The organism is Williamwhitmania sp., from assembly GCA_035529935.1.
GTDB lineage: Bacteria > Bacteroidota > Bacteroidia > Bacteroidales > Williamwhitmaniaceae > Williamwhitmania.
Window position 1 is genome coordinate 1 of record DATKVT010000060.1, and the last position, 10,055, is coordinate 10,055.

Below are 10,055 nucleotides of genomic sequence, written 5' to 3' on the forward strand. Positions count from 1 at the left end.
AGTCCAGAAATGAGTATAGGTTGATGCGAAGTTTATTCAGCTCTTTTTCCTGCTCTTGTGTAAAACCGTAGGTGAGCACGTGAATACCAATTTGAAAGTCTGGCACCATACAGCTGAATTCTGAGGCGGTAAGAACATCAACTCCAAGAGCCTTTTGCTCGAAACACGAACGGGCATTGTTATGGTTGGTTATGGTGTAGGCAGTGCAGCCATGATTGCTTAGCGTCTCAAGCAGATCTTTTGTGGGGAGCCATGTTTCTGGCACGTTTAGAATTCGACCCAACAGCTCGTCAGGAATGTCGCTGTTGTAGTCGTGGCAGTGCATATCCATTACAAGCACTTCATCTTCAGGAAATCTTAACTTTTGATTTGTTAGAAAACCTTCCAACTCATTCTTTAACTCAGCATGGAAAGTTAGTGGGTGTAACAGGGCTGTATTCATTAGGGCATTTTAGTGAATAATCACCCGCAATGATAGCACCTCTTACTTTAGTAAATGGAAAGTTGTTGTTAATAAATCTTTAATTACCAGCGAATGTATAGTGCCTGAATATTAACGAATTGTGAAGTTTGTGTCTATGGTTATGGGTTTGTATAGGATCGGTTAAACAACCTTGGCTATTCCACAATCAATTCCTCCTTGCGCTTTTCTCTCCTAGCCCAAAGGTCGATGGCAACAATGGCAACAAGCATCATTATGGTGCAAACCAGCGAACCCTCGAAGCCAAATTCGCCACCGTTTATTAGGGTAGAACCGCTCTCCTGCAAGGTGAAGATTCCGCTGGTAGTAGTTCCGCTAACGTGGTATCCCCAAACGGGTCCCTGAAAGTAGTTCCAGGTAAGGTGAATGCCAATTGAGAACCAAAGGTTTTTAAAATGGATGTAGTAAACGCCAAGCAGTATTCCAGCAATGAGTAGGTTTATCATGGCAATCCATGACATGTTGGGGTTTAAACCATGCAGCCCGGCAAACACAATAGCCGAAATAAGCAGTGCCCAATATTTTCCTGTCGACTCCATGAGCGCTCGGAGCAGGTAACCTCGAGCAAATGTCTCCTCATTCACCGCGACCATGGCAAAGAGAACAATCCATAGAAGTTGAGAAACTGGTATAAAGTGAACATCCTGAATGGTAATTGCCCCAAGGAGTATCAGAATGCCAGATCCTAGGCTAATAAATACAAAACCGCCGAGTAATCCAAAGGCTAAGTGCGACCACCTTTTTCGAAGGCGAAAGCCTAGGTCAACGAATTTAGTTTTGTCGATATATTTGATAAAAATAGCAGCTATCCCTAGCGTAGTAGCCAACTGGATGGTATAGGTAATGAATGTCATCCAGAACACAAAGCTGTCATTTTGCTCAATACCATATTTTGCTCGAAAATACATGACTGGCGCCGTTACCAATACCTGTGTAACTATCCAAGCCACGAAGAATAGAAGCGCTTTTAGCCAACCTTTCATCTCTGTCTTATTTTTAGTTAAGTCCTAATATTATGGGTGGTTTCTCCATGTTTTCAACTGCCGTATTTTCTGTCTTGTTTTTGATAATAGAATCGCTGAGTTGAAACGAATAGAGGTGTTAGGATCGTTTATTTATCTCCTCCTGAACCTTGGAGGCTTTTTCGTAGTCCTCGTTATTGATGGCTTCCTTAAGCAGTGCTTCCAACTCAGGCAGCGTGAGATTCCTATACATCTCTGATTCCTCATCGTCAGGATTATGGGTGGGTACCGGTTGGGACATCTTTGTGGAGGCTTCTTCTTCTGGATCTAATACTATTCCTGCTTTTTCGATAATTGCGTCTGTAGTAAAAATGGGGCACTTAAAGCGTAATGCCAGCGCTATGGCATCGGAGGTTCTGGCATCAATGGTCAGCTCCTTGTCGCCATCGAAGCAGAGAAGATTGGAGTAGAAAACTCCTTCCTCCAACTTGTAAATATTTACCTCCAGCAGCTCAATACCAAAGGTGCGAGCAAAGTTCAGAAAGAGATCATGAGTTAGTGGTCGAGGAGGAACTAGATCTTCAAGTTGTATGGCGATAGCTTGTGCTTCAAACCCACCAATTATTATTGGTATTCTTCTTGTACCGTTTTCCTCACTAAGCACAAGAGCATAAGCTCCGGATTGAGTCTGGCTGTACGAAATTCCAAGAACGTTCAGCTTAATTTTACCCATTCTAATCTAACTTCTGGTTTTACATGTATGAGGCGATTACAAACCTAGTTCAAAATTGTGGTTCCTCAAAGGTTACCGCTTTTTTTTTGAAAAAGAGGTTCTATGTTTGCTGAATTTGCGTTATAATTAACTAGTTTTGCGCGACTTATTTTTTGCAATTAGCTACTTTTGCATCATAATACAAAGTTTATTTTATGGCTACCACAGCAGATTTTAGAAATGGCCTTTGCCTAGAATTCAACGGAAAATTGTACGCAATTGTTCAATTTCAGCACGTAAAACCCGGCAAGGGAGCAGCCTTTGTAAGAACAAAGATGAAAAACCTAGAGGATGGCAGGGTAATAGAGAACACATTCTCGGCAGGTGAAAAAATTAATACCATTCGGGTCGAGCGTCGACCATATCAGTATCTATACAATGACGATATGGGCTATCATTTTATGCATCAGGAAACTTTTGAGCAAATCTCACTACCCGGTGAGATGATCGAAAGCGCTGATTTGCTGAAAGAGGGCAATATTGTTGAGGTTATGTTTCATACCGAAGAGGAGCGGGCGCTGACCTGCGAACTTCCTGCTTTTGTTGAGTTGGAGGTTACCTATACCGAACCTGGATTAAAGGGCGATACTGCCTCTTCTAACGCGCTTAAACCTGCAACTGTAGAAACGGGTGCCATAATTCGAGTTCCACTTTTTATTAATACTGGTGAGCGAATTAAAATCGATACCCGCGCTAGGGAATATGCTGAGCGTGCAAAGTAAAATTAACTGGTAGTTCATCTCCTTTACCTCTTGACTTTCGCTTTTTTTGTCTTAAATTTATACAGGTGAATAGACCGGTTTCTGAACCATAAATGTTTCAGAAGCTACCCTCAAGGTAGAATGGTTTCCTTGAGGGTGACCTGTTTTCGGAGGACCTATTTAATTATGTCATGAGCGTAAACGCCTCCCTTAAGCGACTTAAGCTTTCAACTTTTAAGTTGAATACCCTTCTGTCGTTTACCCAAGCCATTAACAAGAGTCGTTCGACCCAGGGCTTGCTTGCTAGGTATGAGGAAATTCTTCGGGATGACCTTGGGATTGATCGTATCCTCTTCTTCTACAAATATGAGAATGGGTGGGAATGCATACTCCGTTTTGGCGTTCCCGAGGGTGCTGAGCAGCAAATAAACGTAGAGGAGGAGCTGCTTCCCATTTCGGAGATTACTTTCACTGGCACCAGCTCCAAGCCGGTGATGTCCGACTTCGACCTAATTATTCCCATTATTCAGGATGACAAACCACTTGCCTTCGTTTTTATTGGCGACATCGACGACGAAGAGAAGGGAGTAAGCGCGTCCATTAAGCACCTTAACTTTATACAAACGCTCTCCATAATTATGATGGTGGCTGTCGAAAATATTAGATTTTTCGAGGAGAGTTTGCGACAGGAAGCCATGCGTAAGGAGCTGGAATTGGCTTCACGCATGCAGGCCATGCTTATTCCGTTGGAGGAGAGCTTAGTTAACGACTCAAAGGTGAAAATGGCTGCATACTACCGCCCCCACTTTGAGGTTGGAGGCGACTACTACGATGTGGTGAAGATGGGAAAGGAACAGTTCGGCTTTTGTATTGCTGACGTTTCTGGAAAGGGAATTTCTGCCGCCATTCTGATGTCCAACTTTCAGGCATCCCTGCGAGCCCTATTTACTAAGGAAATTTCGCTACACCGACTTATTGAAAAGCTCAACGAGCGGGTGTTCGACACGGCAAAGGGGGAGAAGTTTATCACGCTTTTCATAGCCCGATATAACGAGCGTACTCACATGCTCGAGTATGTTAATGCAGGCCACAATCCCCCCATTTTCTACAATATGAAGTTAAAAAAGCTATCCCTTCTTTCAAGCGGCTGCATTGGCTTGGGAATGCTGGAGGAGATTCCAACAATCAATGGAGGGAAGATCGAAATTGCTCCTTCCTCAAAGATTCTTTGCTATACCGATGGGTTGGTGGAGGTACTCCGCGATACTGTGGTGGAATTTAACCTTCAAGCCATTGAGAATCAAGTGGCTAATAATCGTTCGGTGGAGGACAACCTTCAGTCAATAATTGAGACACAACGCCTAAATACCGACAATGCCGAGGTCTTTGATGATATCTCCATTGTTGGGCTTCAATTTAGCTAGCTGTTAGCAAGCTTAGCTTCCTTGTAGTATAGGTCGGCGGCAACTACCACCGCTGCAAAGGCCCAGAAAGGAGCAGCAATTTCATCCACATCCAAAAAGTCGTTTAGCGTGCTGTGCATAACGTAGGTTGAAATGGCAACCAGTGAGGCTATTACGATGCTTTTCATTGCTTGGTTACTGGTGGATTGGTAGAATCGAATACCCTTGTAGTAAACGAGACCCAAAATTAGAATATAGAGCAGCAATGCAGGAATCCCTGCCTCCGAAAGAAGACCTAGATATTCGCTGTGGGCATTCCCGCCATCTCCCCTGTTGGTGCTAATGGAGGTTCTGTCGTTGGCAATTTGAAAGCCAGCGTATACAAAGGTGTAACAGCCAGGTCCCCAGCCCATGATAGGCCTCTCCTTGAATAGTTCAATGGCGGAGTGCCACCGATTAATTCGCTCAGCGTTGGAGTCGTCGGAGCGGATGTTGGTAATGGACTGAATGTGTTCCAGAAGGTTATGGCTTGAAACCGCCTTGTTTCGCTCCAGTGTGCTGGTAATTTGATTCTGAAAGCTGAACACAAAGGCTCCGATTGACAGTGAAATCAAGGTTATTGTGCGCAGCCTAATACGGAATCGAATGAGAAGGTATACTCCACCGCCAAATATTAGGCTTAGCCAAGCAGCTCTGGTGTAGGATAGAATAAGCGCAGCAGTAAAGAAGAGTATTAAACCAACTGTAAGCACCTTCTTAAATTGCGACATCTCAAGTTTAAAAAAGCCAATTAGCATGGGAATTACAAAGGCTATGGCTGCAGCATAGGAGGTGTGGTCGTTGAAAAAGGGGTAGGCCGAAACGGCAGCAGCATGTTTTGAAAAGAGATTTATGGATGCCTGTTTGGTAATGGCGTAAATCACAACGAGAATAAGTCCTATTGTAAATGCCCAGAAGTAGCGTTCAATATTTTTTCTTTTTCTAAAAAGTGATATTGCTAAAAAGTAGAAGGAACCAAAGAACCAAGCCCTCACCAGAATGTATTTGACCGAAACCAGCGGGTATTCACTAGTGGTGGCTGCAATTGCCAACCATGCCAGAAATGCAAGTATGGCTAGCGACACAGGGTGGGTTGTTATTTCAGATGGGAGCCTATTTTTTGTGAGTTGCTGAAGGAGAAGAGCAATAAGAATGAGCAGTAGCAGTGGCTCGGTGGGGATTATAAAGCTAAATGGTAAGTCAGGCCGGAATACCCGAAGTTCGATGGAAAGAGGTGCAAGAAAGGAGAGTGCTATTAATGCCTTGTCTGGTGAAATGAATACCAGCAAAACGGCCATTAGCACAAACGGTAGTGCAATCAGATATGGCAGCCCCTTAAGGAGCAAATATCCGTTAATCAGAAGAAAGACTAGAGCGACAACCCAGATTAAAAGCTTATTGCTTTTTGTCGGATTCAGCCACTCTGCTGTTAAAAATTTCATTTTTAAGGTAGCTGGATAGCATGAGGATAAAAAGTGCCAGTACAAACGAGGCAATCCCTGTAGATATGGAGATTAGCATCCTTTTAGGGTATGCTTTAATTTCGGGTGTAACGGCCTTGTCTATCACAAAAATGCTTGGAATGTCTTGCTCTGCCTCAACTTGGGCGACCTTCAGATTTTGAGAGAGGGTGGATATCTCCTTTAACGTGTTTTCGAGTCTGAACTCAAGTCCCATGTTTTGGGCTGAATAGTACTCCAATGGCTTGAGCATACTGTTGAGCCGCTCAACCTCTGCCATCTTGTTTTGCGCTACTGCCTCAGCCTTCGCTCTGTATATAGCTCTTGTCTGCTCTGTAAGGTCTAATACGCCCAATTTACGATAGTGTATAAGTGAGTCAACAACGTTGTTGTATTCCTTTTCGGCAAGCTGCATCTGCGCTTTAACGACCTCATATGCAGCCAGTGTTCTGGTTTTTCTGGCAGCACGGTATGCTGAGTCAGCTTCGGTAGCAAGCGTGTTTGCTAGCAGGGCCGAGAATGCTGGGTTGAAATCGTATACCTCAATTCTCAGTGCATTAAACCGAGAGAGACTCAGCTTAATATTGTCGCTAATTATGTTTTCTAGGTAGTAGTTTTTTAAAGGATTTGAGGTATCGATACCGTAATGCTCCCACAGGTTTAACTGTGCCGCAACCTTGCGCTTGACAGTATTGCTCGAAACCACCTCCATCAGCTGCTCAGCCTCATCCTCATTCCCAAATTCGGCTATACCCCTGTAGCTAGCTGTACCCTCAATAGCCTCTTTCCCAGAGTTAACCGGTGATGAGGCGTAAATAACAGCGGTAGACTTGAATAGCGGCGTAATGAGTTGGGTTATTCCGTAGGTTATAATTGTTGCGACTATGGTAACCAAAATTAGGGTAATTCGGTATTTCCATGCAAAGCGAACAACTGAATTGAAGCTGATAATCTGATGCGATGGCTCTGTCATAACCTTATTTTATTGAAAAATTCTTACGATAGAATAGCTTTTCTTTCCTTTCTGAACGAGGAGATATTTGTTATCAATGAAGTCGGCAAGCGAAATGGTGGCCTCTGCCGAATCAAACTTCTCCTTGTTTATGCTTAAACCACCGCCTTGAATAAGCCGCCGCATTTCACCCTTGGAGGCGAAAACCTTAGTTTTTTCGGCCAGCAGTTCAATAACATTGATGGGTGAACCAAATTCCGACTTGTTGATTTCGTACATGGGAACTCCCTCGAAGACGGCCAGGAAGGTATCCTCGTCGAGCTTGCGCAGTGTTTCGGAGGTAGATTTTCCAAAAAGGATGTCAGACGCTTCCACTGCGCTGTCGTAGTCGGCACGGGAGTGAACCATTACGGTTACCTCCTCTGCCAGCCGCTTTTGGAGCAGGCGTAAGTGTGGTGCTTGGCTGTGCTCGGCAATCAACGCCTCCACCTCCTGTTTTGGGAGCATGGTGAATATCTTTATGTATTTTGCTGCATCGTCATCGGAAACGTTTAGCCAGAACTGGTAGAACCGGTATGGGGTTGTGTAGCGTGCATCGAGCCATACGTTGCCCTGCTCGGTTTTTCCAAACTTACCGCCATCGGCCTTGGTGATGAGTGGGCAGGTGAGCGCATAGGCTTCTCCACTTAACTTCCTACGGATAAGTTCTGTTCCAGTAGTAATGTTACCCCACTGGTCGCTGCCACCCATCTGAAGCTTGCAGTTGTAGTTTTGGTATAGAAAGAAAAAGTCGTAGCCCTGAACCAGCTGGTAGGTGAATTCGGTAAACGACATGCCAACCCGTGACTCTTCACCCAACCGTTTCTTTACAGAGTCCTTGGACATCATGTAGTTCACGGTAATGTGTTTCCCTACATCGCGGATAAACTGCAGGAAGGAGAAATCCTTCATCCAGTCGTAGTTGTTCACCATAATGGCGGCGTTTGGCTTTTTCGATTCAAAATCGAGAAAACGGGATAGCTGATTCTTGAGCGCATTCTGGTTGCTCCGAAGGGTCTCTTCGTCGAGTAGATTTCGCTCCTGCGACTTGCCCGAAGGATCACCAATCATTCCGGTGGCTCCACCTAAGAGAACAATGGGACGGTGTCCGCTTGCCTGCAGGTGCTTGAGCATCATAACGCCAACTAGGTGGCCTATGTGCAACGAATCGGCGGTAGGATCAATTCCTACGTATGCTGTGGTTAGCTCTTTCTTAAGTAGTTCCACTGTCCCGGGCATGATATCGTGAATCATGCCTCTCCATTTTAGCTCTTCAACAAAATTCATTTTTCTCAAAAATTTTTCAAACCTACATAATTTTTCCGTTAGGAGCGTAACCTGATGCTTTAAAAACAGTGGATTAACCTCTTAAACCTCACACTCAACTTCATCATCCAAAGTATACACTAACTCCTATTGCTCCAACTATGGCAAGCACACTTGCCACTATTAGCACAAAGGGGTAAACTACAGCCAGAAATAGCATCCGGAAAAATGTAGTTCTGTTTCTCCCTCCATAAAACTGCTTAAGTGCAAAAAAAGTATATGCAACGAGTATCAAGAATGCTACCCACCCTGGCAGCAAGTAGCCTAGGTGTAGCATGCTCAGCACCATTGAAATGGACAAAAAGAGGTAAAAGAAGCAGTGGAGGTGTGTGGATAGCACCATGTGCTCCACAAAATATTTTTTCCTTCGTGAGTAGGTCATCATCAAAAGCAATGCAAACACAGGCAGGAGGGCAAGCATCATGTAGTTGGCTGTTTGAATGATTTTCTTCTTCGTGCCAGGGATATCCTTAAGCGAGCTAACGAGAGTCCTTTTTAATACTCGACCATAAGTGTCTTTGCTGAGTGTGGTATCCTTGTCGATGACGTTGGCGAAGGCAGATAATCCAGCACTGGAATTTACCTCCTCACCTTTTTTAATATGCTCTTCTTGCTTTCCGGGAATTTCCTTTAGGGAGTGAACGAGTGTCTCCTTGAATGCTCTAGTTGAGGCATCACTGTTGAGAGCAGAGTCCCTGTCAATGGAGTCGGCTATGGCAGATAATGCAATGCCCGTTTTTACCTCATTCCCATTCTTAACCTTCATGTTCGATTTTATCGACGACATGCTGAGCAGCCCAAAGAATACTAGCGAGCAGAAAAAGTAGAGCTTAATAGGTGCAATGTACGACGCTCTTTTCCCCTCTACATATTCCTTTGATAGTTTCCCGGGCTTGAAAATAAAGGGAATGATGGTGTGAATCAACTTGCTATCGAAATTGAAGTTGTTCTCCGCAATGGCAACAAAAGCCTCCTTGAACGGTTTGATGGACGATTCGCCCTTTTGTCCACAATTATGGCAGTATGGCCCCACCAGCAATGCACCACAGTTAAGACAATAGTGTGGCTGCGTAGAGTTGGTATTGGGTTCTGCTATGGATTTTTTTGGGGATACCTTCTTTAAACTAGGGAGCTTGGCAGCAAGTTTCGATAGCTTATTTTGCATTGCTTCCAGCTTTGGATGAGTCGTTGGGCATGTCGTCAAGGTGTAGGTAAGGCAGCACCGCTGGTGCAAGCAGTGAAAGGGGCTTGTAAAGTATCGATTTGTTCACCGCGTCATCGGGGAGAAATCGAACTTTGGTGTCGATAAAGTTTACACCCCAGAGAATAACGCTTATAATAAGGGCTGTTTTGAGAATTGCGAAAATGGAGCCAGCAAGGCGGTTGATAATACCCAAACTTGCAGTTTCAAGCACTTTGTCGAAAAGTTTGCCAACTAAAATGAGTGCAACGGCAATAGCTCCAAACACTACCAAAAAGGAGATTATTGGCAGTAGCTCCGATTGAATGTGAAACCACATCACAAGCTTATCCGCCGCCCAAGAGGAGAATTTTATGGCTGCAAAAATGCCAACAACCAGCGCAAGAATGCCAAATAGCTGCGATACAAATCCTTTTATAAATCCACGTATGGCCCCAATAATAAGAAGGATGCCAATAATAATGTCAAAATAGTTCATTGGTATATTTTATCGAGTGAATATAGTATTATATGGATAATTATCATAACTCAAATTTCAATTTAGACTTGTTGTTGAATTACTACATGGTGATTTAAAAAATTGAATTAGGCATTCAGCCAATACGGATAAATGTAGTATTTTAGGGGTATAAATGATTTAGAGTATGGAGAAGAAGTTCGACAGCCTTACTATTTTCGAGTTTCAGCAGCGATTCCCCGATGAGGATGCCTGCTTGGCC

The 10,055-nt window shown here is 44.0% G+C and carries 10 protein-coding genes; 2 read left to right on the forward strand and 8 right to left on the reverse strand.

Features of this window, described 5'->3' with window-relative positions:
- The 3 genes from VMW01_04205 to VMW01_04215 form a co-directional block, all read right to left on the reverse strand.
- A partial coding sequence (locus VMW01_04205; protein ID HUW05442.1) for a hypothetical protein occupies positions 1 to 442 on the reverse strand: 442 nt, incomplete at its 3' end.
- 176 nt (positions 443 to 618) lie between these two features.
- Positions 619 to 1,464 (reverse strand): CPBP family intramembrane glutamic endopeptidase, encoded by an 846-nt coding sequence (locus VMW01_04210; protein HUW05443.1) that lies wholly within the window; start codon positions 1,462 to 1,464, stop codon positions 619 to 621.
- 118 nt (positions 1,465 to 1,582) lie between these two features.
- Complete coding sequence (locus tag VMW01_04215; protein ID HUW05444.1) at positions 1,583 to 2,176, reverse strand: bifunctional nuclease family protein; 594 nt, start codon at positions 2,174 to 2,176, stop codon at positions 1,583 to 1,585.
- 194 nt (positions 2,177 to 2,370) lie between these two features.
- On the opposite strand from VMW01_04215, the gene efp reads away from it, so the two are divergent.
- Together efp and VMW01_04225 are read left to right on the forward strand one after the other, a co-directional pair.
- The gene (gene efp / locus VMW01_04220) at positions 2,371 to 2,937 is read left to right on the forward strand and encodes an elongation factor P (protein ID HUW05445.1); all 567 of its coding nucleotides are present in this window, start codon (positions 2,371 to 2,373) and stop codon (positions 2,935 to 2,937) included.
- 170 nt (positions 2,938 to 3,107) lie between these two features.
- Positions 3,108 to 4,340, forward strand: coding sequence for a SpoIIE family protein phosphatase (locus VMW01_04225; protein ID HUW05446.1), 1,233 nt, complete (start codon positions 3,108 to 3,110; stop codon positions 4,338 to 4,340).
- On the opposite strand, the gene VMW01_04230 is transcribed toward VMW01_04225, so the two are convergent.
- The 5 genes from VMW01_04230 to VMW01_04250 all read right to left on the reverse strand — a co-directional run bounded on the left by VMW01_04230 (position 4,337) and on the right by VMW01_04250 (position 9,814).
- Entirely contained in the window at positions 4,337 to 5,800 is a 1,464-nt protein-coding gene (locus VMW01_04230) for an O-antigen ligase family protein (GenBank protein HUW05447.1), read from the reverse strand. The two genes, VMW01_04225 and VMW01_04230, sit on opposite strands and share 4 nt — an antisense overlap.
- The gene (locus VMW01_04235) at positions 5,754 to 6,791 is read right to left on the reverse strand and encodes a hypothetical protein (GenBank protein ID HUW05448.1); all 1,038 of its coding nucleotides are present in this window, start codon (positions 6,789 to 6,791) and stop codon (positions 5,754 to 5,756) included. The genes VMW01_04230 and VMW01_04235 overlap by 47 nt, the downstream gene beginning before the upstream one ends.
- Positions 6,792 to 6,800: 9 nt before the next feature.
- The gene (tyrS, locus tag VMW01_04240; GenBank protein ID HUW05449.1) at positions 6,801 to 8,096 is read right to left on the reverse strand and encodes a tyrosine--tRNA ligase; all 1,296 of its coding nucleotides are present in this window, start codon (positions 8,094 to 8,096) and stop codon (positions 6,801 to 6,803) included.
- 103 nt (positions 8,097 to 8,199) lie between these two features.
- Entirely contained in the window at positions 8,200 to 9,300 is a 1,101-nt protein-coding gene (locus VMW01_04245; GenBank protein ID HUW05450.1) for a DUF3667 domain-containing protein, read from the reverse strand.
- Entirely contained in the window at positions 9,290 to 9,814 is a 525-nt protein-coding gene (locus VMW01_04250; GenBank protein HUW05451.1) for a CvpA family protein, read from the reverse strand. Before VMW01_04250 ends, VMW01_04245 begins: the two co-directional genes overlap by 11 nt.
- Between the last annotated feature and the right edge of the window lie 241 nt (positions 9,815 to 10,055).

What these genes read in the sequence shown, in the direction of transcription:
- VMW01_04215 (HUW05444.1), bottom strand. Translation starts at nt 2,176, where the DNA reads ATGGGTAAAATTAAGCTGAACGTTCTTGGAATTTCGTACAGCCAGACT.
- tyrS (HUW05449.1), bottom strand. Translation starts at nt 8,096, where the DNA reads ATGAATTTTGTTGAAGAGCTAAAATGGAGAGGCATGATTCACGATATC.
- VMW01_04245 (HUW05450.1), bottom strand. Translation starts at nt 9,300, where the DNA reads ATGCAAAATAAGCTATCGAAACTTGCTGCCAAGCTCCCTAGTTTAAAG.
- VMW01_04230 (HUW05447.1), bottom strand. Translation starts at nt 5,800, where the DNA reads ATGAAATTTTTAACAGCAGAGTGGCTGAATCCGACAAAAAGCAATAAG.
- VMW01_04250 (HUW05451.1), bottom strand. Translation starts at nt 9,814, where the DNA reads ATGAACTATTTTGACATTATTATTGGCATCCTTCTTATTATTGGGGCC.
- VMW01_04225 (HUW05446.1), top strand. Translation starts at nt 3,108, where the DNA reads ATGAGCGTAAACGCCTCCCTTAAGCGACTTAAGCTTTCAACTTTTAAG.
- VMW01_04210 (HUW05443.1), bottom strand. Translation starts at nt 1,464, where the DNA reads ATGAAAGGTTGGCTAAAAGCGCTTCTATTCTTCGTGGCTTGGATAGTT.
- efp (HUW05445.1), top strand. Translation starts at nt 2,371, where the DNA reads ATGGCTACCACAGCAGATTTTAGAAATGGCCTTTGCCTAGAATTCAAC.
- VMW01_04235 (HUW05448.1), bottom strand. Translation starts at nt 6,791, where the DNA reads ATGACAGAGCCATCGCATCAGATTATCAGCTTCAATTCAGTTGTTCGC.